Annotated in this window: 31 protein-coding genes, 3 tRNA genes and 1 pseudogene; 30 read left to right on the top strand and 5 right to left on the bottom strand. The window is 37.4% G+C overall.

From position 1 onward, the window contains the following. The 8 genes from CUS_RS12850 to CUS_RS12815 all read left to right on the top strand — a co-directional run. The coding region (locus CUS_RS12850; RefSeq protein ID WP_037277380.1) for a hypothetical protein at positions 1-462 on the top strand (462 nt) is incomplete at its 5' end. A gap of 219 nt (positions 463-681) precedes the next feature. Beyond that, a complete protein-coding gene (locus CUS_RS12845) occupies positions 682-1,959 on the top strand; it encodes a dockerin type I repeat-containing protein (RefSeq protein ID WP_002851326.1) in 1,278 nt (425 codons plus the stop codon). A 198-nt stretch (positions 1,960-2,157) separates the two neighbouring features. Then, positions 2,158-2,230: transfer RNA gene (locus CUS_RS12840), tRNA-Lys, on the top strand. Positions 2,231-2,282: 52 nt separating this feature from the next. Further along, positions 2,283-2,615 (top strand): HU family DNA-binding protein, encoded by a 333-nt coding sequence (locus CUS_RS12835; RefSeq protein ID WP_002851356.1) that lies wholly within the window; start codon positions 2,283-2,285, stop codon positions 2,613-2,615. 247 nt (positions 2,616-2,862) lie between these two features. Further along, positions 2,863-2,934: transfer RNA gene (locus CUS_RS12830), tRNA-Gly, on the top strand. A 5-nt stretch (positions 2,935-2,939) separates the two neighbouring features. Further along, positions 2,940-3,010, top strand: a tRNA-Gln gene (locus CUS_RS12825). A gap of 26 nt (positions 3,011-3,036) precedes the next feature. Then, positions 3,037-3,531, top strand: a complete 495-nt coding sequence (locus CUS_RS12820) for a leucine-rich repeat domain-containing protein (protein ID WP_037277378.1) — start codon at positions 3,037-3,039, stop codon at positions 3,529-3,531. A gap of 13 nt (positions 3,532-3,544) precedes the next feature. Further along, positions 3,545-5,503, top strand: coding sequence for a DUF5710 domain-containing protein (locus CUS_RS12815; RefSeq protein ID WP_002851376.1), 1,959 nt, complete (start codon positions 3,545-3,547; stop codon positions 5,501-5,503). Positions 5,504-5,845: 342 nt separating this feature from the next. Here CUS_RS12815 and CUS_RS12805 read toward each other — a convergent pair whose 3' ends face one another. The 5 genes from CUS_RS12805 to CUS_RS12785 form a co-directional block, all read right to left on the bottom strand. Next, positions 5,846-6,331: a hypothetical protein gene (locus tag CUS_RS12805; RefSeq protein WP_002851366.1), complete on the bottom strand. Its 486-nt coding sequence runs from the start codon at positions 6,329-6,331 to the stop codon at positions 5,846-5,848. A 141-nt stretch (positions 6,332-6,472) separates the two neighbouring features. Continuing rightward, positions 6,473-7,528, bottom strand: coding sequence for a TniQ family protein (locus CUS_RS12800; RefSeq protein ID WP_002851357.1), 1,056 nt, complete (start codon positions 7,526-7,528; stop codon positions 6,473-6,475). Beyond that, positions 7,525-8,784: an ATP-binding protein gene (locus CUS_RS12795; protein ID WP_002851330.1), complete on the bottom strand. Its 1,260-nt coding sequence runs from the start codon at positions 8,782-8,784 to the stop codon at positions 7,525-7,527. The genes CUS_RS12800 and CUS_RS12795 overlap by 4 nt, the downstream gene beginning before the upstream one ends. Beyond that, a complete protein-coding gene (locus CUS_RS12790; RefSeq protein ID WP_002851349.1) occupies positions 8,777-10,603 on the bottom strand; it encodes a Mu transposase C-terminal domain-containing protein in 1,827 nt (608 codons plus the stop codon). Before CUS_RS12790 ends, CUS_RS12795 begins: the two co-directional genes overlap by 8 nt. Continuing rightward, positions 10,587-10,937, bottom strand: a complete 351-nt coding sequence (locus tag CUS_RS12785) for a TnsA endonuclease N-terminal domain-containing protein (protein ID WP_002851331.1) — start codon at positions 10,935-10,937, stop codon at positions 10,587-10,589. The genes CUS_RS12790 and CUS_RS12785 overlap by 17 nt, the downstream gene beginning before the upstream one ends. Positions 10,938-11,132: 195 nt before the next feature. Here CUS_RS12785 and CUS_RS12780 point away from each other — a divergent pair, with 195 nt between their 5' ends. The 22 genes and pseudogenes from CUS_RS12780 to CUS_RS12685 all read left to right on the top strand — a co-directional run. Next, positions 11,133-12,476, top strand: a complete 1,344-nt coding sequence (locus tag CUS_RS12780; RefSeq protein ID WP_002851327.1) for a PcfJ domain-containing protein — start codon at positions 11,133-11,135, stop codon at positions 12,474-12,476. A gap of 213 nt (positions 12,477-12,689) precedes the next feature. Further along, positions 12,690-13,280: an RICIN domain-containing protein gene (locus CUS_RS12775; protein ID WP_002851345.1), complete on the top strand. Its 591-nt coding sequence runs from the start codon at positions 12,690-12,692 to the stop codon at positions 13,278-13,280. A 194-nt stretch (positions 13,281-13,474) separates the two neighbouring features. Further along, positions 13,475-14,263 (top strand): hypothetical protein, encoded by a 789-nt coding sequence (locus tag CUS_RS12770; protein ID WP_002851373.1) that lies wholly within the window; start codon positions 13,475-13,477, stop codon positions 14,261-14,263. Between the two features lie 16 nt (positions 14,264-14,279). Then, positions 14,280-14,873, top strand: a complete 594-nt coding sequence (locus CUS_RS12765; protein WP_002851358.1) for a hypothetical protein — start codon at positions 14,280-14,282, stop codon at positions 14,871-14,873. 214 nt (positions 14,874-15,087) lie between these two features. After that, positions 15,088-15,528 (top strand): hypothetical protein, encoded by a 441-nt coding sequence (locus CUS_RS12760; protein WP_002851341.1) that lies wholly within the window; start codon positions 15,088-15,090, stop codon positions 15,526-15,528. 34 nt (positions 15,529-15,562) lie between these two features. After that, positions 15,563-15,883: a hypothetical protein gene (locus CUS_RS12755; protein ID WP_002851333.1), complete on the top strand. Its 321-nt coding sequence runs from the start codon at positions 15,563-15,565 to the stop codon at positions 15,881-15,883. Positions 15,884-16,006: 123 nt separating this feature from the next. Then, positions 16,007-16,273, top strand: coding sequence for a hypothetical protein (locus CUS_RS12750; RefSeq protein WP_002851365.1), 267 nt, complete (start codon positions 16,007-16,009; stop codon positions 16,271-16,273). 19 nt (positions 16,274-16,292) lie between these two features. Further along, the gene (locus CUS_RS12745; RefSeq protein ID WP_002851360.1) at positions 16,293-16,631 is read left to right on the top strand and encodes a hypothetical protein; all 339 of its coding nucleotides are present in this window, start codon (positions 16,293-16,295) and stop codon (positions 16,629-16,631) included. 91 nt (positions 16,632-16,722) lie between these two features. Continuing rightward, complete coding sequence (locus CUS_RS12740; RefSeq protein WP_227945398.1) at positions 16,723-17,691, top strand: C39 family peptidase; 969 nt, start codon at positions 16,723-16,725, stop codon at positions 17,689-17,691. 672 nt (positions 17,692-18,363) lie between these two features. After that, the gene (locus CUS_RS12735) at positions 18,364-18,924 is read left to right on the top strand and encodes a hypothetical protein (protein ID WP_037277372.1); all 561 of its coding nucleotides are present in this window, start codon (positions 18,364-18,366) and stop codon (positions 18,922-18,924) included. A gap of 13 nt (positions 18,925-18,937) precedes the next feature. Further along, the gene (locus CUS_RS12730) at positions 18,938-19,129 is read left to right on the top strand and encodes a hypothetical protein (protein ID WP_002851339.1); all 192 of its coding nucleotides are present in this window, start codon (positions 18,938-18,940) and stop codon (positions 19,127-19,129) included. After that, complete coding sequence (locus tag CUS_RS12725; protein ID WP_037277367.1) at positions 19,129-19,398, top strand: hypothetical protein; 270 nt, start codon at positions 19,129-19,131, stop codon at positions 19,396-19,398. Before CUS_RS12730 ends, CUS_RS12725 begins: the two co-directional genes overlap by 1 nt. Before the next feature lie 20 nt (positions 19,399-19,418). After that, positions 19,419-19,649, top strand: coding sequence for a hypothetical protein (locus tag CUS_RS19890; protein ID WP_157769530.1), 231 nt, complete (start codon positions 19,419-19,421; stop codon positions 19,647-19,649). After that, positions 19,624-19,866 (top strand): hypothetical protein, encoded by a 243-nt coding sequence (locus CUS_RS12720; protein WP_002851329.1) that lies wholly within the window; start codon positions 19,624-19,626, stop codon positions 19,864-19,866. The genes CUS_RS19890 and CUS_RS12720 overlap by 26 nt, the downstream gene beginning before the upstream one ends. Before the next feature lie 17 nt (positions 19,867-19,883). After that, positions 19,884-20,054, top strand: a complete 171-nt coding sequence (locus CUS_RS19885; RefSeq protein WP_002851348.1) for a hypothetical protein — start codon at positions 19,884-19,886, stop codon at positions 20,052-20,054. 13 nt (positions 20,055-20,067) lie between these two features. Further along, on the top strand, positions 20,068-20,865 hold the full coding sequence (locus CUS_RS12715) for a hypothetical protein (protein ID WP_002851343.1): 798 nt from the start codon (positions 20,068-20,070) through the stop codon (positions 20,863-20,865). 154 nt (positions 20,866-21,019) lie between these two features. Beyond that, the gene (locus CUS_RS12710) at positions 21,020-21,430 is read left to right on the top strand and encodes a hypothetical protein (protein WP_002851340.1); all 411 of its coding nucleotides are present in this window, start codon (positions 21,020-21,022) and stop codon (positions 21,428-21,430) included. Positions 21,431-21,590: 160 nt separating this feature from the next. Then, the gene (locus tag CUS_RS12705; protein ID WP_002851350.1) at positions 21,591-21,893 is read left to right on the top strand and encodes a hypothetical protein; all 303 of its coding nucleotides are present in this window, start codon (positions 21,591-21,593) and stop codon (positions 21,891-21,893) included. Between the two features lie 25 nt (positions 21,894-21,918). Beyond that, entirely contained in the window at positions 21,919-22,254 is a 336-nt protein-coding gene (locus tag CUS_RS12700; RefSeq protein WP_002851374.1) for a hypothetical protein, read from the top strand. 34 nt (positions 22,255-22,288) lie between these two features. After that, complete coding sequence (locus tag CUS_RS12695) at positions 22,289-22,624, top strand: hypothetical protein (RefSeq protein ID WP_002851369.1); 336 nt, start codon at positions 22,289-22,291, stop codon at positions 22,622-22,624. 35 nt (positions 22,625-22,659) lie between these two features. After that, positions 22,660-22,947 (top strand): hypothetical protein, encoded by a 288-nt coding sequence (locus CUS_RS12690; protein ID WP_002851367.1) that lies wholly within the window; start codon positions 22,660-22,662, stop codon positions 22,945-22,947. Positions 22,948-23,650: 703 nt separating this feature from the next. Further along, positions 23,651-23,897, top strand: a pseudogene (locus CUS_RS12685) (RNA-guided endonuclease TnpB family protein); the annotation flags it as partial.

Genomic DNA, 23,897 nt, shown 5'->3' with positions numbered 1-23,897 from the left:
CTGAGAACGTTATTTGAAGTTCTGAGTGAATGTGATGCGCTGATAGGAGATAAAAAACTTGCAAAATATTTTTCCAAAAAACATAGTACTCGCAAGAAGCATCCTGTCGAAGGATACGCAATAACCAATGATAAGTATGATCTTTATGCTGCATCGAATTATCTTCCAAAATTATCGGAAGAGTGCAAACTGTTTGAAATACCGATAAAGGAACTGGGCAGTAAATACAGAGTAGTATCAGATGCAAAAAGTTTGTACGATGCAGCGATGATGATAAAAAACTTTTCCATAATAAAAAGCATAACAAGAGATATGGAAAAAGGAAAATCGATCCTGCTCATCCATGATAACAAGGAACTCATAAAGATCAATAAAGATAAAAAGGGAAAATTCTACTGCGATGATAAAATGATCCATGTATCAAAAGAGCGAAAAGATCTCATTGAATTCCTTCTGAACTGAACTCCTGTAAAACAGAAGTGTGAGTCTGCTGTAAAAAAATAGCAGACTCTTTTTATTTATATAAATTTTTATATATAATTAAAATGTAATATTTTATTTATAGCGATCCAACTATTTAAATTCACAAGATCCGGTCGCTAAAGCTCGGACTTATGGGTTTTGTGACCGGATCTTGTCTGAATTTTAAGGCGGATCGCTATATAATACAGGAGGTCAAATATGAACAGAACACTTAGAAGTATACGAAGAACAGTGGCTACGATTATTTTTTCTCTGCTGATAATGTCAGAAGCTGTATTGGTGTGTTCAGCGGAGGAATTTTCAAAAGGTGATGTCAACAAAGACGGGACGATAAATGTCACTGATATAACACTTGTTGCAGCTCACGTTAAAGGTATCCGTCCTCTTCCGTCTGAGTATCAGGATACTGCAGATCATAACAATGACGGAGATATAAATGTTTCAGATATTTCGGGCATAGCAGCAATAGTCAAGGGTATTTCCGCCGAGAAAAAAGACGATGAGAACAAATATACAAGCACTGAAAATTCACCATCGTATCTTTTTCTGAAAGAAAACTTTAACGGAATGGTTAGATCAAAGCAGCTTGATCCTAACAACAATAACGGCGTTTTATATGACAATCTCTACTACGGTTATCAGATAAACGATGATACATACAGACTTTTCAGCAGGAATACTTATACAGATGTTCCTAAGAAATATATAAACGATGGTGTATTTGTTTCCAATAAACTCAACAATGTCCTTCAGATAGGAAATATTTCTCAGTTTGACAGCGAACTTAACGTGACTGATCATAACGGAAAAGATAAAGATCTCAGCTGCGGTCCCGCTTGTATCGCTATGGCTGTTACAAGTGAGTTCAGAAAAAACGTTTCTATTACAGATGTTTTTACTGACGGAAATAATTATGCGTGGTCGATAGGCGCTGTTCCCAAAAACCTTTATGCTCATAATTACGATTATACCCCCTGGGGCTGGGAGTGGTGCGAACCGGGAGGTAATGGGACGACCATCAACGGTATGTTCAGGCTTATGCAGATATATGCAGGAAGAGAAGGAAAGAAGGCTGTATCACCTGCAATAGGATACTATGAAAGCAATGAACAGACGATAGATAAGATAGATAAAGCGCTGAGTGAAGGCCATACAGTTGTGGCGGCTGTCTTGTTCAATTCAAGATATGTAGTATTTAACGGATATTCCGACTCCATACGTGCAGCCGCTAATTTTCTTCCAAATTCTCCATATATCCATTATGTTGTCATAGCAGGGGAGTGCGATGGTTCAGGCAAGTATGACGGTTATTATGCTGTTGCAGATCCTTACAAGAAAGCACTGAATGATGTTTATGGAAATTTTGTCTGCAATGATATAAACTCAGGCGTTACAATAGTCAGGAAACAGACTATGGCAGGGTCAATAAACAGAATGTACGACTCGTGGTACCGTGGAATAGTTTACATACAGTAAAAAAAATAATTTTGAACCATATATAATTTTTCTTTTTGAAAAAAATCTGCTATAATAATAATGTAAGTGTTTTGTACTTCATTTTAATTCCCCATGAACATTGCAGCGGTGGTCAGACCGCTGTAATGACTAAACAATTCCCCCTTTATTCTTTTCTAAACTCGCAAAAGCAGTCTTGACAATACTGCTTTTGCATACGTGCCATTAGCTCAGTTGGCAGAGCATTTGACTTTTAATCAAAGGGTCCGGAGTTCGAATCTCCGATGGCACATTTCCCGGGCTTTCAGTCCGAAAAAATTTTCAAGAAAGAAGTGATCTCAAAAATGAACAAGCCAGAATTTGTCAATGCTGTTTCAGAGAAAAACCCCTCTCTGACGAAGAAAACTGTAACTGAGGTCGTTGATTCAGTTATCAGCACCATTCAGGAAACAGTAGCAGCAGGCGACAGTGTATCTTTTGTCGGCTTCGGTACTTTTAGTTCAAAGGTAAGAGCCGCAAGAGAAAGTATCAACCCTACAACAAAGGAAAAGATACATATCGAAGAAAAGACTGTACCGACATTTAAGGCCGGAAAGGCCTTCAAGGATGCAGTTGCAGAAGCATCAAAGCCTAAGGTAAAGACTAAGAACAAGAAGTCCGGTCGTTCTAAAAAGTGATATTTCAGTTTTTCAAATTCCTCATTAAAGCCTCTGATGTGGGATACTGCTGAAGAGGCTTGTATGCAGATGCTTTATGGTAAGTAAATATGAGTTCAAAACTCATCGTCTGCACTTTGGTTGCGTCATCCTGACGGCCTCCTTATTGGTGTTTTTTCACGCAACACAGATAACGGAGATACTGTGCTATAACGGTATCAGCGTGAAACTTTTATAGCATAAAGGGAGCGCTTGCTCCCTTTTGTTCGCCGTATTGGTCTAATGGTCATGACATCTGCCTTCCAAGCAGAAGATGGGAGTTCGATTCTCCTATACGGCTTATACTAGGGTGTCGCCAAGCGGTAAGGCAAAGGACTTTGACTCCTTCATCCCGGGTTCGAATCCCGGCACCCTAACTAAAAAATGTATCGGAGAGATATTTTTGAACGATAATGTAAAAATAATCGAATCAAGAAAGTACGGCAAAACAGTCGTAGGCTGCATCGGAAAAGATAAGAACATTGTTATACCGTATGGTGTACAAACAATAAGCGCTCATGCTTTTGCAGAAGAGTGTATACAAACGGTCAAGATCTCCGAAACAGTAAAGATAATTGATGCTTACGCCTTTTCTGACTGCAATAGTCTTATCTCTGTAACGCTACCTCAGGCTCTTCTGTTTCTGGGGGAGGGAGTTTTCAGTGGTTGTACAGTTCTCTCTTGTATAGAACTTACTGAAAAAATAACAGCTATTCCTTCGTTTGCTTTTCGGGACTGCAAAAATCTGAATACAATAAAGATCCCTGATAACGTAGTAAAAATAGACCGCACTGCTTTTGATGGCTGCGGAAAAGAAATAATGATAGTTTGTAATAAAGGAAGTTATGCAGACAGATTTGCCTGCGAGAATAATATCACAACGAGGTTTTTATCGTAAAAAGGATGATGATATGATACCAAACAGAATATATTTGCAAGTCCCTTTTTCCGAAAAAGATAAGGCTAAGGAACTCGGAGCAAGATGGGATGCTTTTGAAAAGAAATGGTATTGTCCTGATCCTGATAGGATCGATGCTTTTTCTCGTTGGCAGGAGAAGATATTCAGAAATTTCAGTGAACTGTCAGATGAACAGCAGGAATTCGTACAGCTGGCTAAAAGCGGAAGAAATATTCTGGTAGATGCTTGCATCGGCAGCGGAAAGACAACAGCTATCCAGGTCCTGTGTAATGAGATGACAGACAGGAAGATACTGTACCTGACATACAATGCTCTTCTGAAAATAGATGCAAGAGAAAAGATAAGACAGAAAAATGTCACTGTTGCAAATTATCACAGCTTTGCGCTTACATGCCTGCGGAATTCAAATATAGAGATCGACGGTATTTCCGACCTTATCCAGCTGTTTCTTCAGAAAGAACCTCATCTCATAAGAAAATACGACCTTTTGGTTATAGATGAATATCAGGATATAGAACTGGAAATTGCCGGGATGCTTGAACTTATCAAGAAGAAATGTCCCGGTATCCAGATAGTTGCAGTAGGTGATATGAAACAGAAGATCTATGATAAAACTACTCTGGAAGTACCTGAATTCATCGATAACTTTCTGGAAGAGCATACGGTAATGAGCTTTACTAAATGTTTCAGACTGTCAGAAGCGCATGCTGCAAGGTTGGGCCGCATTTGGGAGAAGAACATCGTCGGAGTAAACAAGAACTGTAAAGTCGAAACAATGAGCAGATACGCTGTTATGGATTTTCTTTCAAAACAAAAACCATCGGATATTCTGTGCTTAGGTTCAAGAAATGGCACTATGTCCTATGTTCTCAATTATCTTGAAGAAAATTACAGCGAAAAGTTCAATAAGCAGACAGTTTACGCCTCCATAAAAGATGAAGACAGACAAGCTATTGCTCCATCTTCATCATCTGCCATCTTTACTACTTTTGATTCTTCCAAAGGACTTGAAAGAAAAATATGCGTGATTTTTGACTATACCGAAGATTACTGGGAAGTAAGAATGTCAAAACCGCAGGTGAAGTATGAGATACTTAGAAATATTTTTCTTGTTGCTGCTTCAAGAGGAAAGGATCATATAATATTTGTAAATTCAAGCAAGACCGAAGCGTTATCCGATAAGACTATATCTACGCCCGATCTCAGAGAAACAAAATTCGCCCCATTTCTTATATCTGAAATGTTCGAATTTAAATACAAAGAAGATGTAGAAGAGTGTTACAAGCTGATAGCGAGGAAAAACATTACGCCTGAGAATGTTGGTGATATAAACGTAAATGTAAATGACGAACTTATAGACCTCTCTCCGTGTATAGGTATCTGGCAGGAAGCTGAATACTTCATCAATTACGACATTGACGCTCAGATCGAATTTGCAAAAGAGCATCATAAGGAAAAAGTCTTTCCGAAACTGCCTGAGGACTCGTCCGTGGATGACAAGATACTTCTGCTGACTGCAATCGAGACCAATTATAACAGATATATAACTCAGGTAAAAACTCCGTTTATAGATGACGAACAGAAAAATACTATACTGGATCGCCTGGGGACAGTCTTTGACGGAAGGGAAGATGTACAGGGTAACTGCCTGATGCGTTTTATGGGCAGCCCCGGTAATATCCTGAATATATGCGGGCGTTATGATGTATTGAAGAATAACATCATCTACGAACTGAAGTTCAAAAGCGAACTATCCCATGAAGACCATCTTCAGCTTGCTTGTTATCTTGTTGCTTTGGAGAAAGAAAAAGGTATCCTCTGGAATGTAAAAACGGGGACCATGTATGAAATTACTGTTCCTGACAAAAGGAAATTCCTTGATGCAGTTGCAAAATGTATAACTAAGGGAAAGGTAAAAAGGTTTATTGAACCGAGCCATAAAATAAACTGATCCGCTGGAACGGCAGCATGGGAGGTTCGAACCCTCCCGGATCTATAAGAGAAAATGTGTGTATTTCTTGCAGGAGAGTACATTATGTTTTCTCCGAAAGGAATAATTCTTTCGCCTTGCAGGATATATTATCCTAACACCGGCAAAAGGAAAGCGTACTGAAATAACACGAGAACGTTGTTTTCGGTCACAGCAATGGACCGTGAGCATTGCCCGGGAGTGATGGTCCCCGTTTTATGATGTGAATTTTTCGTCATAAAAAAAGAATGGTCATCAGCCATCAAAAGCCTTTTGAAAAGGCACAAAAAAAGGCTCTGCGCAAGCAGGGCCTTTTTGTTTTGTTTAGCCGTAGACAACATCACAATACGATTTTCCGGTATCTCTCATTTCTGCAAATATGCGATCACAGCGATACTCTTTGTAATCCAGAAGTTCTTCTGCTTTTTCATAAGCATTTTCCTCCATAGCCTTGTCAGCCCAGCTGCTGAAATCAAGTTCATCAGTCAGACAACAGATGTCATATCTGACTTCTTCGGGTAGTTCTTTGTACTTGGTCAACACTTCATTATCGCTGCCTTCGGAAACATCAGCTCCGTTTTCCGCCATTAGCTTCTTTAGAAAGGCGATGTCAGCAAAAACAAGCATGGGGTCTTCAGCCATTTCCTTTGCACAACGACTGCAAATGTAACTTCCTGTATCTGTATCCTGATAGAATTCCTCAAAGCCGAACCGTTTTGAACACGAACAGCATCTCATCTGTAAATTATCAAGATCAGGCTCATCATAGTTATGATCAGGGTCTTTTTCTCTGTAATATCTTCCAAACATTTTTTATTCCTCCGTTGTAAATATTATCGGGGATGTTATTATGATCGGAATATGTATGCAATGTCAGTCCTTAACTGCTTCCTCCGATCATCAATAAATCATCCTCATCTATATAATAGAAGAAAATCATTGACGATAATATCAGAGAAAAGCCGCTTTTTCAAACATTATCGGTTCAGACAGACCTTGAGCAGTAAAGTATGAACAGAGGTCAAAAATGTATTCATAAGGTATTTCCAGACATTCAGAGATCTCTTTGAATGTTTTTCCCGAACAAAACATTTTCAGAACGAGATCATTAATGGGAACAAAACCGGGATCGGACAGATTTTTATTCAACTCACTAATCGAAACGCCGAAGTAATGGAATAAAAGAAAAATAGTATAGGGGTAAGAATTTTTTACGAATAATGTGTCATTAAGCACTTTCGTACTATGTATGATCTTTTCTCTCATGGAAGAATAACGCTTGTTTATGTCATTTAAAAGCAATCCGAGTTTTCGTTTCGGGGGATAAGCAGTATAATAACCGTTTTTGAAAAGAAGATAATGCAGATGGCTTGAAACTTCTTCCTTGCTCGTATCAGTCAGAGGTATCGTTAAACTGCCTGTCAGATAGTTTGTAAAAGATATTTCAAGTTCATTTTTTATGTAAAGAACTTCATTATTACAGGAGTATTCTTCAGCAGTAAAAAGCCCGCATACGTTCTTGTATTTAAAAGGTATGTCTGCTATTAACAGTCTGCATTGATGTACCGGGCAGATCTCCGCCTCGGGTATTTGATGTATTCTGTGCCAGTACGTTTCTCCGTATATTTTACGGTCATTTGAAACACACAAAGGACAGTATTTAAGACTTCTTTTATAACCAACGGGACTTTTATTGTGAGAAACACAGCCTTTGCTATCGCTGTAAATGGCTCTGCATACAGTTTCAGCTTTTGCTTTACCCTTAAATCGTCCGTAATAAGGTATCATCGTGTGAGAAAGAAAATAATCTTCCAATGGTTCTTTTCTGCTTATAAGTTCCGCCAATTCAGCGGAAATGGGAGCTGAACTATCCATATCGAACATACTGTTATTGATATTATGTCTGTACAGTTCATTGAGATCTTGTTTTCCCGAATGGATAAAAAATCTTGCTATTACGCTGTAAAACAATTCATCAGGGTAAGCGTCGGGAAAATATGTTATCATATTTTTATCTCCTCTACCGTGTAATGCTCTCTTAAAAGCGAAAAATAATCAACTTCCTTTGCTTTTGAAGTTTCATACAATTCCTGAATGCTTACCGATCCTTTCTTATTGTGTGCCGAAAAATCATCGTTTATAGGGATATTCTTCGGAATGACTGACTTTTTGAGTGCAACAACAGTGCTGCTGCTGTTATGAACGATGCCGGGAGCTATGTAAGAATGGAGCATATACATTCGTTCTTCATAAGCGGCTCTCAAAGAAGCGATGTTAAGCTGTTCCATACCTTTTATTATGGCGATCTCCTGAGCATCGTGGATAAGTGAGATAACATTAGAAATTATCCCGCCGCTGTGTTCGTACAGCCATTCAGTCGTTTTGGGATCTATATGTGTTTTTTCTCTTGTATACTGATAACCGTAAACTATCTTGCAGAACTTCTTAAAGTAGTCATCATATTTTAGAGAAGTGTACTGCATACCTGTTGCCCGTCTTGCGAGAAAGGCAGTTTTAGCTAAAAATACGTTGACTTCGGGCGTTCCGACCATACATATACTTGTCCCTGAATTGTTTATAAGCTGCGTAAGTGCTGAAACAAGTACTGTACCGTTTTTGTTGTTTGTAACGTTCTGTATCTCGTCGATGACCAGAAGCCCGACATGATTCATGCACAGCTGTGAAACGTTCCCTATAAGAACATCTGCGGAACATCTTGAACGCAGTGCAGAATTGTAATGTTCTGTACCCAGTATAAGGTCAATGTTTCTGAGTATTTCAAGCAGCATACTTTTTACCGAACAGTCAAAAGGACATTGAAGCGTCAGACAAGGGATAACATAAGTAAAAGGCGATGACAGTTCTATCACTCGGTTCCCGGAGATCAGCTCTGCTGCTCTGCTTATAGCCTTTGTTTTTCCAATGCCTGCATTTCCGATAACAGTAAAACAGTCTGAACCGCCTATAACGCTGTCAAATACTTGTTTCCTCATCATTTTCATGTTCTGATAACCCTGCTTTACGGCAAGAACGGAATATTTCTTCTCCATAGACCGATACATGGCAAGATAGAGTTTGTTATAGATCTCGGCTGACATTTCCGAGGAAATATAAATATCATATATATCGTCCAGTCCTGTCAGTCTTTCTTCTGCCGTTCTCTCCCGTATTTCTTCATCATAAAAGGGAAGTATCGTCAGAGCTTCACTTAACGTTCTGCCTGTCAGTAAGGGTTCGAGCTTGTCTTTTAATTCTTCATTCATCTTCTTCATCTCCGAATATATAACTTGCAAAAGAAATATGAGTTTTCTCTTCTTCGGCTTTTCTGGACTTGTTAACATCTTTTACTGATACAGTATTTTTCACGGACGAATTATTTGCTATCGTTTCAATAAATCTTGCAAGTTCGATCTCTGCTTTGAGTTTTTCTTCCTTATTATCATTTATAAGCTCCTTGCAGGAATCCTTCAGTTGTTTTGCTGTATCAAGTGAAACACCCATAAATCGTGATTCTATCAACTCGAACCTTATAAAAGACCCGTTCTCTATTAGCCAGACATAAGAAACATCATCAGGGTCATAAGCGACTGTGACCGTACTGCTGCTGAGAAATTTTTCTGTATAGTTATTGTTTCTGTAACGCAGCTTATTGACTATAAGTCCGTTTCTTGCAAACTTTCCCGTTGTTCTGGGAAGCAAGACCGTAATGACCTGTTCGGTCGTTGTATCTATAAGATTATCTTTGTTTTTTGTCATGCCCCAGTTCCAGACAGAACAAGCCGTAGGCTGTACACCGGCGTTGAGCATTTCTTCTGTGTAAGGGAATTTCTCCAGCGTTCTGTATGAATTGTAAAACACTATACATTTTATAATGATCTTTTCAAACTCTTCCAATGTCAGGCAGGCATCTTTTCTGTAATCGTGCGCACCTCTTTCACGAAAGTCAGGCTCTATAACTCCTTTCCCTTTGAGGATAGGCTTGTAATAATTCTGTATAAGGTCAAAGAATTTTTCGACCGAGCCTTTGAGATCGGGTCGGTAAGCAGGTAAGTTTTCTATTGTAACGCCTATTTCGGTCAGCTGAGAAAAATTAAACGATCCATATTCGGATCCCTTATCTGTTACAAATATTCCCGGAAGTTTATCCGAATTCCACTGTTCCTTCCTGATAGAGATACCGAATTTATTACAGTATTCTACCTTGTCAGTTAAGATATTGATCATAAGTCCCCTTAAACTGTAAACTCCGCCTTTCCATGAAAGCATGTATCCGTTGCATAAACTTGAATAAGCATCTACACAAACCGTCAGGATAGGTCTGCCTACCAGACTGCCCTCATTATTTACAAGATAAATATCGCAGACAGTCGAATCCAGAAATCCCATCCCTATACTTTTAGCATACTGCTGAGTTCCGTCCCCCAGAAGCGGTCTTTTATTTCTCTCATAATCCGTCAGTCCGTTTCTGCTTATGTAGTAGTTTTTCATTTTTTTAGTTTTCCGATAAAAATATCTGAACTGATAATACGACGGATAATTCTCCGCAAGTTCGCCGTATTCATCACAGTATTTTTCTTTCAGCATCAGTGTATAGGCAGTGTTAAGGCTGTTTTTTCGTGAATTGTAGAAGAAACTGTTCAGCGCCCACCTCATAGTTTTTTCTGTGCCTGTCAAAGTTTTCTCTTCTATCGTCTTTTTGGGTGCCAATACTGACTTATCCTGAAATATAAGGTAAAGACACAGGTATTTCCGAACGGTCTGTTTAGATATATTATTAGCTTCAGCGGCTGTCCTTATTGCCTGAGACCGTTCCTTTGTATCCGAAATGACATTCAGTACAGGAGAGATAACAGCATACCTTTGTTGGGCAGCGGCTGAGGAATCAGCGTCAAGTTCTGAAAGGGGAGTAAGTTCCAGACCGCAGATTTTCAGCAGTTCACTGTATTCTATCTTTTCATAACCGATAAGCTCTTCACTATTCATCAATTCAGGCATCGTTCGTTTGATACAGTCAATGACCAGATTTTCACTGCCATCCGAACTAAGCACTCTCAACACCTTGCGGTCATTCCTTATTATCATTTGTAACTATCCCCCAGTCGATCACTCCATGTCCTGCCCAATATTCTTTTGAAGCATCCAGCAGTCTTCTGTTTTTAGGTTTCATCAGTTTATCCCGGTAGATAGTTTCCCTGACCATTAATTCTCCGCTTTTCTTTTCACATACAAAATCAGTCGTGTAATTTCCTTCCCTGAACCCTTTAAGTAAAACATTGCACCTTATGGAAATAACATCATCGTTATCCTGAAGTATTTCAGCATAAGTTTTCTGTAATTCATCGTAAAAGCGGCATACCTCCTCGCATTTACCCAATTTGATCTTTATACAGCGTCCTCTTATGTTTTTTGTTTTCATTATGATTCTCCTCTTGTAAAAAAATTATCGGTTCGTTTTTTATAAGAGGCTCTCTTTTTGGATCTGCGTCCTGTCTGATTTTATCTTGCTTCATTTTCTGCTATTATTTTCTCAGAGATACTATTGATAACATGGAGGTCAGACTTGTTGTTGATGTGTTCTGAATTAAACATATGATAACCGGAGGAATTTCAAATGAAAAAGAACGTAAAAGAATCAGATCTTCCTGAGATATGCAAGGAGATCAATGAAAAAATAACTAATGGTGTACTTACTGAGGTTTTGTCTGTATTAGGTTTCCCTGACAGGCTAAAATACGATAGGATAACGATCGAAATAAATGATTTTGTATACAGGGAATACTGTCAATACCATTACGATGGTATGAATGAATATTTAGGAGTCAAATTTTTAACAGGCGTAGTAAAGAATGATAACCGTTACTATCGTGAGATAGAGATAACTTTCAAAAATGACAGTGGTGTTATACAAGATGTGGCTTTCCCTTACGACAATAACGGTTGGTTCACAGATGACAAACTTCACAGAAATGTCTGGTGGGTCGGTATAGGTGATATAATGAAGAAAATAAGAGATGAAAATCCGAGCCGTTTTGAGTTTCTTCAGGAAAATAAGTGTAATATACCGAGTCTGCTGTCATTCCCGGCACTGGAAATACTTTATAAATCCGGATACACCTTGCTGGCAGATAAAATACTTTGTCATAAAGGATTGGAATCAAAGGATGATGCGTTCAATCGCAACTTCAAAAACGGAACATCGCCTAAGACGATCTTTCAGATTCCAAAGCGGCTTTACAAAGAAATGAAAAATATTGATGATCTGAATGTCTGGGATAATGTAAGAAAACTTACAAAAAAGACCGACCTGAGTACAGATGCTATAAAGATCATTCTTTCCAATGAACAGCTGATGAAGGATATAGATTCTGTTTACTCGATATTAAATGCTAAGTGGAATGGCAAAAGATTATTTACAGTCGAGACCCTGGTAAACTACCTGAACAGGCTCGATGTGTACGAAGCCATAGATAACTACGAAGGTATAATATATCTGAGAGACTATCTGAGAATGTGTGATTTTATTAAAATGAAGCCGAAGATAGACGGAGACAGTTTAAAAAGAGAACATGATATTGCGGCAAGATTATGCCGCCAGATAAGAAACGAACAATTATCAGAACAGATGGAAAGCAGATGTGCTGAGTTACAGAAGTACAATTATGAGGAAGATGTATTTTTTGTAAGAGGTATCGAAGACTATGATGACCTTCTTGATGAGGCAACGCAGCAGCATAACTGTGTTGCAAGCTATGCGAGAAGCATAGCAGAAGGAAGAAGTCTTATCTATGTAATGAGAGAAAAGAAAGCTCCCGAAAAAAGCCTTATTACTATCGAACTTACGCCAAAGACTCATCAGATACGACAAAAACTGTTGGCTTACAATTGTCCTATTAGGAACAAAGCCCAGACAGAATTCATCGAAAGATGGCATAAGTATGTTCTTAAATGCGTCTGATCAACAACAGTATAAGCGTCTCATTTTATGTGAGGCGCTTTTTTGTTGTCTTGTGTTACGTATATTCTGATGAGTTCATTTTACATTATTTTCTTCGGAAAGTCCAGTTGAAATGAAGTAAAAAAAGTCTTTACGGAAAATTCGGAACGACTGTTGTAATCCAAATAGATTTGTGGTATAATTAATTTATAACGAAAAGGAGGAATTCTGAACATGAAGAAAACATTATCACTCTGTCTTGCTGTTGTTCTTACAGCCGGAATCATTACAAGTCCTGTAAGTAATAATTATAATTCGGAAGGGCTTACTTCTGCTGTTATTACTGCATCGGCAAACGGGAATTTCGGCGGCGAATTTATTGAAGGCGGCAAATACCGCATAAGAAGTATGGTAGGAAAATATTACGTAGGAACATCCAAGAACAAAACTTCCGGCACAACAAACGTTGAACTGGTAAATAAAAAAGATTCGTCGTCAGTGTGGACTGCACATTATTCAAGCAAGTATGATGCATGGTATTTCACTTTAGGAAACACCAATATGGCACTTAATTGCTTTGCCGATAAAGGAAAAGTCAAAAGCAAAACAAACGTAAATATTTACAAGCTGTCCAAAAACGATCCTACACAGACATTTACTCTTTATCCATACAGTGATGGAAGCTATAATCTTGTATGCTCAGATAATAATGATGTTTGCTTAGAGGTGAGCGGATACGCTTCAAATGCAGCGAAGGGTACTAATGTTCGTCTTTACAAACATAGCGACGACATTACACAGAGATGGTTCTTAGACCCGGTCTGACACTTACTTAACAAAACAATTAGTCTTCAAAGCAGTTTCACTACGGTGAGGCTGCTTTTTTATTCGCCTGAATTTTTCTATATAATATAATCAGAGTATATTGATCGATAACATGGAGGATTCAAAACTTTGAATGAAGTGAATATCAAAAAATATACTCAAAATAATATATTATAATTACGGAGGTAATATTTATGAGCCACTATTCATTATTCGCAATAGGATTTGAAAATGAGGAAGAACTTGAAGAAATGATGTCGTTTTATGACGAAAATCTGAAAACGATCCCTCATGTTTATAAGACAAAGGAATATATAATTCAACTCGGCAAAAAGAAGTACAAAGAAAAATGCAGACTTATTGAATTTTACTCTACTGAACCTGAAAAAACAATAGAAGAATACGGGGTATATGTAAAGGAACTTTACGAAAACCGTGATAAAGACGGCATGTTCAATTATTATAAGGATCCTGAAGATTATTACAAATGGTTTGTATCCGGACAGAAGACTGACAGAAACGGCAATCTGCTGTCAAATGACAATCCAAATTCAAAATGGGATTATTACAGTGTTGAGAGGGAAACAACGATAGGAGAACTGAAGAAAGAATTTGAAAATGCCCGCCGGAATTTTGATCCATCAAGGTATGAATACATTTGGGATACCGTAGTCAACGGAACTAAACCTGAGAAAATGGATCTTAATCATTTTATGCTGCTGTGGAACGTTCCTTCAAAGGAAAAAATGCTTGAACTTTACAAAACAAAAGAAGAATATATTTCATTTCAGAGAAATATGTTCTGCCCTTCTTATAGTGTACTTTTACCTGAAGGCTGGTTTGAACCCGGCACAGTAGTAAGTTTTGGGATGAGTACGGCGAGCGCTGATGAAGAGCATATTTTCAGAAAGGATTATTATAAGAATTTCATTGAACCTTTTTCTGATGATACAATAGTTTACGTTATCGATTGTCATATCTAAGGAGGTATAAAAGATTATGACAAATAGATTATCTGACATAGAGCTTTGCTGTGCGATGATGGATGATATAATAGAATTTATGGATTTTAAGATCAAAATAGAAGATGGTCAGTTTGCATTGATCGACCTTCTGGGAGCATATTGGGGCGATATAGGAAATGACAGGTTTTCAAATCTTGATCTTCTTCTTGACCGACTTGACATCTATATCAAAGATTATTTTTTCGATGATATGGACGAACTTCTTACCGAAAAATCAATAACCGAACTTGATAAATGGGATTATACAAAAGCCGGCATAGCTTTTATCTGCTCTGAAAGGTGCAGTAAACTGAGAGCGAAAATAACACCGGATGTATATAGAAAGGTGCATGAAAAGTTCAAAGAAACAAGAGTACCATCTTCTGAAGATACAAGAAGTATCATTCCGACGGGAATGATATTCCACGGAGAATTATGGACAGGCTGCACAGTGAAGGAATATTATGGTGAAGACTATTTTGCAACAGAACTCCAAAAACTGTATTTGTCCGGCAAATTCTATAATGGAATAGTTCTTGATTTCTCAGACAAAAACATTCTTTCTGAGTATAGTCTTTATCTGTACTGAAAAATATTCACTAAGTTCAATAGATCAAACGTCTCACTTTGGTGGGGCGTTTTTTTGTGTCACACGTGACACAACGTTTTAGCGAAAAAAACATACATTTTGTTGAAGTGGATTTTCAAATATAATCTCTTTAGAGATATTTATTGACAACTTGGAGGTCAGACAGGTTGTTGAAATAAACATTCTAAATAAAAACGAAAGAGGATAATGAATAATGGGCGTAACACTAAGCGGAAAACCCGACAGCAGAATAACTGCAAAAAGTCTTGATATGAGTTATGGGAGCTTTTTCAGACTCAGATGTATAGCTGCCAAACATCTTAACGATGAATTCTTTTATCTTTACAAGTCAATGATAAATAATCGAAACGAAGAAGATTGGAAAGAATTTGATGAATGCATCAACGACTGCATACAGCATCATAAGCTAGATAAAACAGCAAGTGACTGTAAATTGCTGGATTTCTTTTTTCTGTCGGATTGTGAAGGCAAAATCACATACGGAGCATGTAAAAAACTATACGAACTGCTAAAAAATGAAGATGATGATCAAAAATTAGGTTATGTCGGCAAAGCTGACTGTGCTACAATGGGTGATCTTAAAAATCTTCTGTTGGATATTTATAAAAACAAGGGAAGATTGGAGTGGTTGTAAAAAATTACCATGATGACCCGGAAAGGATATTATTATGGAAAATACGAAAGAATTACTGCACATATTTCAAGAAGATGATGAAAAGGAACTCCTTCCTTATACAAAGGAATGGTCTGCTGAAAATCTCTACTGCGTTTTGTATTATAATCTCAATGACGCATCTTTGAAACATCTGGCAAGACATTATGCAGAGATCGATAGCTGGAGCCACGAAGAAGCAATAATGCACTGTGCTGATTTTATAAGCGGAACCTGTACAATGCTTGAGATCTCAACTGAAGAATTTTTTGAAAAGTATACAGTACCGGAAGAGGTCGCTGGTGCTTTTGAAGAAGTAAGAAATTATTTACTATAGCAATCCAACTATTTAAATTCACAAGATCCGGTCGCAAAAGCTCGGACTTATGGGTTTTGTGACTGGATCTTGTCTGAATTTTAAGGCGGATTGCCATAAAACACTAAAACGGAGGATAAAAATATGCCAAACAGAATTTTTCTGCCTGACGGCAAAACAGAAATAACCAATGAACCTAGAAAATTGATCTATGCTCTTGGTTTTGATTCAAATAAGTATATCGGTAAGATCTACGCTTTCGATATGAAGGAAAGAATAAGTGGAAAAGGTCACTGTGACTGTTACGGAGAAGGGGAGTTTGTTCTGCTTCCTGTGGATCACCCTGACGTAATCGAAGGACAGAAAAGATACATGAAATGCAGAAAATGCGGATGTTATTCTCATCTGTAAGAAAAAACGGAGGACAAAAATGAAGAAATTTACAGCTTATGACATTGAATGGGATGTAGAAATAGACGAGGTATACGAAATATTCAGTAAAATGACTGCACATAATGCGGCTGAAGTGCTTACTATCTCTGAAAAAGAGTATTCCGCTATGGGTATAAACGAAAAGCACGAACTTATTCGTGACCGTATACACCATAACAGGATCAGTGCATCTGATATAGCGGACCTTCCCGAAACGGTTGAAATACCCGCCGAATTTGGTATAGTCAGCGAAAAGGATAACATGGAAGATGTTACCGACTGGCTTTCCGATAAGTACGGATATTGCATCAACGGGTACAAGGTAAAAGAAATGTAATTTCAATAACTGAACATCTCGCTTTAGGGCGGGATGTTTTTCTTTTTGCGTCAATTTTCTTATATAATAAATACAGAAGGAGATGACGGATTTGAAATTAAAAAGGTTGTTAGCAATTGTATTTTCAGTATCATCAGTATTATTATTCTGTAATTCTTTTTTGCCTGCACCAAAAGCAAGCAATATCGAAAGGACTGTTTCTCACAACTATAAGAAAAATGAAACCATTCAAGAAAATTCAAGCGAACCTGTTCTATCTTTATCGGAAAGTTCTTTTGTCTGTGATAACAGTTCTTCTCAAACGGAGATCGCAGCATCGGAAGACAAAACCGAAAACGGTCTTCCTGATGAAGATAAAAATATTACTGATTCATTTGATGATGAGAGTAAAAGTGAAGAAGAAACAGAAAGCGTACCTTACGATGAGCTTTCACAAGAAGATACAGTCTATGAAGAACAGACTATTGAACCGGAGATAATACAAGAACCTGAATATACGATCATTTATGATATAATAAACCTTGATACCTATATCTATGATCAGTTAAGCGGTTCCATCTATTCTTCATCGGGCTGCGGTCCTACTTCAGCTGCTATGCTCTTATCTTCAGAAAGGAATATTGGAATCTCCAAAGACGATATTATTACAACAGCTTATGATAATGGTTTTTACTATGATGTTGGAGTGAATTTTACCTCCGGCAGGGGAGTGACCCTTGAAAACATACGGGACCTTATGAATTATTACGGTCAGGAGGCGGTAATTGACCATCTGTGGAATTATTCCAATGACGACATAGTTAATACTATAAATTCAAAACTGGACGAAGGACACAGACTTATCTGCGGTCACAGGACATTCAGCGGTTCGCTGCACTATTTTGTAATATACGGAAAATATCGTATAGATGATCGAATGTACTACAACATAGTTGACCCCTGGGGCGGCAGCGTATACAACTGGGATCAGTGGACTCTGACAGACAGGATAATCAGCGTCGGAGGAAACGATGATTCTACATTTGAAGGCTGTGTAAAGGGCTTGCTTTGGCTTGACTGACATTTGAAGGGAAAATGATATGAATAATTTCAAAAAGTTCTGTTTACCAAGTATGAAAGCTGCAAATAAAATGAAAATGGCGTGAATATTTTCAAAAAGTTCTATTAAATCTGCGTTTTTTGAAAAAAGACGGCTAAAGTATCAAAAATACAGATGTTTTTTTGAAAGATAATAAGAGAGTCGAGGACAAAAATTCAAAAACTGCTGTAATTTTTGCAGTTTTTGGAGTAAATTTTGCAAAAAATGATTTTGACTTTTAAAACCTGCAGATTTTTTGAGCTGAATACTGTTTTCAAAAAGCTGAAATCAATGTATATATCTGTTTCAGCAATTTCCGCTTTTTTGCAATTTTAGATTTGCCCCAAAAACAGTATGTCAAAGGGCAAAGCCAAATATCCTGTTTTGGGGCAAGAAAAATAGTCTTTCTGATAATTAAGGATTTGTGAATGAGGCAAAAATGATATTCACTGTAAAAAACTGACATATAAAAATAATAAACCAAAGGGCAAAAATGGTATTCTGTGATAATTCTTTGCAAACGCTTCTCTTAGGAGAGGTGTTTTTTTATTGCCTGTTATTTTCTGCTATAATTCATTCAGAGATTTTTTTGATAATTTGGAGTTTTACAGGTCAAGAAAATATCGGAAAATACACATAAAAGGAGTAAAAATAATGAACAGCAAAGAATCAATTTTAAAAGCACAAGAGGAAGAAATATTTAAGCTGAGACAGTTCGGATACGCTGTAATAACAGCAGTCGAACTTTACAGGTCGGTGGAACTGTTTAAGTCGATCGGTCTTTCTCTCGAAAAGACAAAGAATTCACACATTTGGACTGCGATAGGCAACGTCACAAATATAGTACTTATGCTGATGGGCTATGAGATCTATGATCTGACAGCCTATCAGGACTTTTTGGACTTTATAAAACAATATAAGGATAAAGACCCGTCTATCTCAGAGATAAAAAACTATTATACATCTCACAGAAAGGTGACTCAGGAGAAAAATAATGGGTGTAAAAACTGCCTGAACTGCTCTAATTCATTCTCAGAACCGGCAAGAAATGATGATCTTGCAGAAGACATGAGAAAAGATGGAATAGAACCTGAAGACATTGACCTCGCAGTTGCAGCGATCAGAGCTATGAGAGGTCAAAAGGACACACTTCGCTGTATGAAAAAAGATGCACAGCCCGTAGATGAAGACGGTTGCTGCGACGATTACACATAATAAGGAGAGATCAATGATGAACAAGATAACTTTTACAGGCAATAGAAAAGATAACGGCAATACGGTCAGCGGGTACTATCTGTGCCTGCACCAGACCGATGATACTGACCTGCACATCATAGTTGATGAACACGGAGAATACCATCCGGTAGATCCTAAAACTCTGACTAATGATGCTGTAAAAACGAAAAAGGAGCGCTTATAATGGCTAATGTAAAAGCAGATCTTCAATTTACCGGTGATAACCGGCAGCTTGCAATAGATGAGACATTACTTCAGATCAACAGTCTTGGTTTTACCGCAACGGTTCTCGGAGTAACAGATACCAAAGTGGAAAAGACAGAAGATGATTGGTTTGATGACTATGTTTTTACTGTTACAGCTATAGTTCATCACGATACGATGACTAAGGAAGAAATAAAAGAAAAACTCAACGAGCAGAACATATTAGAGTGCTGCGAGATACTCGAATAAAAAGCAGGAGGAAAGGGTTAATGAATATTAAAGAACCTACACGTTGGAGTAAAAACGTTATTTGTGAAGAAAATACATGCAAACACAAAGCGTATGGCAGATGTATTTTGATAAATGAAACTTGTCCGCATACGGTGTATTATACAGAGGATAACAACAATAACCTACCTTGTGATATGGTCGGTTATAAACCTTGTTCTCACTCTATTATTTTAGGAGGAAATTATGGGATTGATGAAAGTACCGTTTGACAAAGGACTAAAAAAATTATCCGATGAAGAAAGAAAAGCATGGGATAAGAGTCTATGTAAGGACTGTGAGGGCTTTGAGTCATTTTTGTATGATGATAACCCTGTATATCCGGCTTATTATTGCTGTCATTATCCGGGTTATGTATGTAGCAGGAATATCAGTTTTGTCAGCGAAGCGATGAAATATTGCTTGCTTTATAAAGAAAAAGATAAATAGCTAACAGGAGGTATATTATGAACGAACTGTACTTTGAAGGTTGGGGTTATTTAAAGACCAATGAAACCAATAAGGAAAAAGCGATGGATAAACTTATGAAAATACTGTCGCACGAAGGGTTTGATTTTGTCTTTGATAAAGTTGAACTCAGGAATGAAGACGGAGAAGAAATAACTGAAGAAGAATAAAGGAGAAAAATCAATGAATGTTTTACAATTTTTAGGGATCTATCCCGATGCTATCGAATATGCCGCTGAAAAGGCAGAAGCTGCTATGGAAGATGCAGGCGCTTCCTTACCGGACATCGACTATATGTATGATGTCGTAAGAGACAGCTTTAAAGAAAAAGAACTGGATTTTGAAAACGTTACAAACTCTCTTATAAGCAAGTTCTTTGAATACGCAAAAAGCGTTTTGGAAAAAGAACTCAGCGGAGCTGAAGTAACTTACTGCGTAAACTGTAATGACTCTCATTTCTATGTTAACGGAGAAGAGTACTATAAAGGTGATAATACTATCACCGACCTTCGCAGAGGAATAGATATTCCTTCTGTGGAAATGACAGAATACGGCAATATCCCGGCTTTGAGAGCCGCTCTTAACATAGAAGACGACGACATTCTTGCAGACCTTCTTAATGGTGCTGAGGACAAGCATAGTGACAGCCTGGCTGACATCTATGATAAAGATGGTTATGAGATCATTGAAGAGATAGATGCGGCTCAGGTACTTATGAACTTTGAAGCATTTGTTCTTCTGCTTGAAAACGGCAAGAGAGTCTATGAAATAAAAGTCTTTGACGAAAAGGCAGATGAAGAACGTATCGTTCGTGCTGACAGAACTGAACAGCTTCAGGAAGCCGACAAGCTCCGCATCAAGACGGATATGGCATTAAGAAGCCTGAAAAAGGAAGGCTGCATACTTGATGCCGAAGAAGAATATTTTCTGGAGAAACATCTCCTGAACCGTGAACAGTATAGTTCCGATAGTATTTTGTAAATGACTGGCCTGTATTTTAAACGTCTCTCTAACGAGGGACGTTTTTATTTGTCTGAATTTTCCTCTATAATCATCATGTAGTGATTTATTGATGATCCGGAGTTTATGCAGATCGTTGATATATACCTAAAAACTTATTATTGGAGGAAACATAATGAAGATCTTTTACATAACAAAAAATCAAAACGGGAATATCATTCCCATGTTCAAGAAGGTATTTCTGAAAAGAGATACTGCAGAAGAAGAGATGGAAAATTATCAGGACGAACACAGATATTATTACGGAAGATATGATGATCTTTCTCTTTGTGAGCAGGAGATAGATCAGGTAGGCAGGAATGTCTATGTAGTCGAGACTTATCATGGTCATGACTATAATTTTGGCGGAAGTTCAAGCCGAGATCCAATTTATGATATTTTAAGCTATAGCGAATTTCAGCCTTATAAAGCAAAATTCGCAGATAAAAACATACTTTCAGAGGATGATTTTTATAAAAATACCTTTGATTGTTTTGAAGATAAGAGTATTTCCCATATAAGACAGTTTCGGGTAGTCAGAAATTGACGTTCAGCTTTAACGTCTCTCTCACGAGGGGCGTTTTTTGTTTGTCTGAATTTTCCTATATAATCATCATGTAGTGATCAATTGATAAAATGGAGGTCAGACAGATTATTGATGAAGATACTATGTACTATATTCTAAAAGGAATAAAGGAGTAATTATTATGGATATCAATAGACGCAATTTTATATACGCTGTAAAAAATGCAGCTAAACTTGTAAAGGCGCTTTCACTGCTTCAGTCCATAGGACTTATGGCCGAAGGCTCAGGTGAAGACAGCATCGGTTATTGCATCTGGGAAGCGATAACCAACTCTACAAATATAGCTCTGGAACTTATGGGCTATGATGTCGGAGACGAAACGGCAAATGCTGTTTTTTTGGACTTCATTGAACGATACAACGAAAACGACCTGACAGATGATGATATAATGGAATATTATCAGACATACAAGAAGAATAAGTAAGAAATAATACGGGAGGTATTGATCTATGAACACACTACATTTTGAAGGTTACGGTTATTTTAAAACTCAGAATACAACTCTATTTAAGGCAATAGACGAACTTAAGAAAACTATACAGCATGAAAAAGATCTTGAAATTGACTTTGATATGGTAGATCTCAATAAACACGAGGCGAAAAATGAGCTGTTTTTTGTATATGATAGTGGCAGTTATAAAACAAACAAATCTACTCTGCGTGAAGCAGCTATTGAACTTATAGAGTTTCTGAAGACTAAAAAGATTAACATTACACTTGAAAAGACAACTTTGCGAGACCAGAATGATAATATAATTGAAGAAGTTGAGCAGTTTTTTGAATAAAAATTCCCTGTTCAGTTGAAGAAAGGATAAACATATGAAAGAAATTGTTATGTACAGAGCTGAAGACGGCAAGCTATTTGAAAGAGAAGAGGAGTGCAGAAGACATGAGGTATATCTCGGCTACAGTGACACCATTTCTGATATATATAAGAAGTATACAGATTTCGACAAGGAGTACTTTCAAATATTTGAGGAAGAACCGCAGTTCGTAGAAGAGGTCGCAAAGGTATTTGACTTTGAGATCAAGAAAACCGACTTAGGTATAAACTGGACAACTTACAGTTTTATTCCGAAGCCTGACTGCAAAGATGCAGACCTGAAGAAAAGAGCCTGGGAGAGCTTTCAGGGAGTTCATTATCCTCCATTTTGATACTACAACGTATAAAAAAGATAAGGAGTACTGCTATGAAAGTAATAATGCCGGATCATAATGAATGGAGAAAGAAAAGATACGAACGTTTTAATAAAAAGATAAACTCTTTCATGGATCACCCTAAGTATGAGTGGCTGAGAAAATACGCAGATGATGCGATGAACGCAAATGAAGGGTTTGGGTATATGATGATAAAAGGCGCAGACTTTATCGAAAGGATAGAGAAAATGCCCCTTGATCACATCAGAGACTGGCTTGACGGAAAAAATCAGCTGGAATGGACAGCATATACCGCTGATCAAGATAAATTTCATCAATAATATTATTAACTATAAAACGTCTCTCTCACGAGGGGCGTTTTTATTTGTCTGAATTTTCTTATATAATTATTTCAGATCGAATTTTTGATAATCGGAGGTGAATTTACAATTTATTGCAAAAGAAATAATGTACTAAAACTATATAATATTTTGCAGCAACTATAAATGCTGTGATATTTTTGAGGGCGGCTTAACGTCCTATAATCGAGACAATACGTCGTAAACCGCTATACAGCGTCGAACGTATACTCGATAAGGTAATATCTCAGCAACGAGATTGAAATTCTGTGCATAAAATCCGCACAGACAGTGAGCATATTTGTATAAAACTGCTGATGCAACTTGTATACAGGTGTAAACTGTAAGTAGCAGAAAATTTGATAACGGAGAAAATAATGAACTAAAGTATTGTTACATAATTTTTTTCAGCAACTATGAATAGCTGTGATATTCATAAACGAGGGCGGCTTAACGTCCTAGAATCGAGACAATACGTCTTAAACCGCTGTACGGCGTCGATCGTATACTCGATAAGGTAATATCTCAGCAATGAGAATTGAAATTCTGTACACAAAGACCGTACAGACAGTGAGCATATTTGTATAAATTTGCTGATACAACTTGTATACAGGTGTAAACTGTAAGATATATGGTTTGAATTAAAAAGAAGACTTTTAAGAAGCAATTATAAGGAGTAATTAAAATGACCAAAGTAGTAAAATTAGCATTAATAAACAATGTAACCGATAAAAACGGAAACAAAGTAGAATATTATGATTTAAATAAATGCCTCTGGGATCTCCAGAAAGAAACCAGAGATCTGAAAAATACAGTAATAAGGGAGTGCTGGGAATGGTACGGATTTTCCAACGACTACTACAAACTTAATGAAGAATACCCGGCTGAAAGAGATCATCTGAAAAGGGAAAAAGCAAATGGAACTATCAAGG

This window comes from Hominimerdicola alba 8, assembly GCF_000178155.2.
Lineage (GTDB): Bacteria > Bacillota > Clostridia > Oscillospirales > Ruminococcaceae > Hominimerdicola > Hominimerdicola alba_C.
Note: the sequence above shows the minus strand (reverse complement) of the source record. Positions and strands in the feature narration are given on the sequence as shown.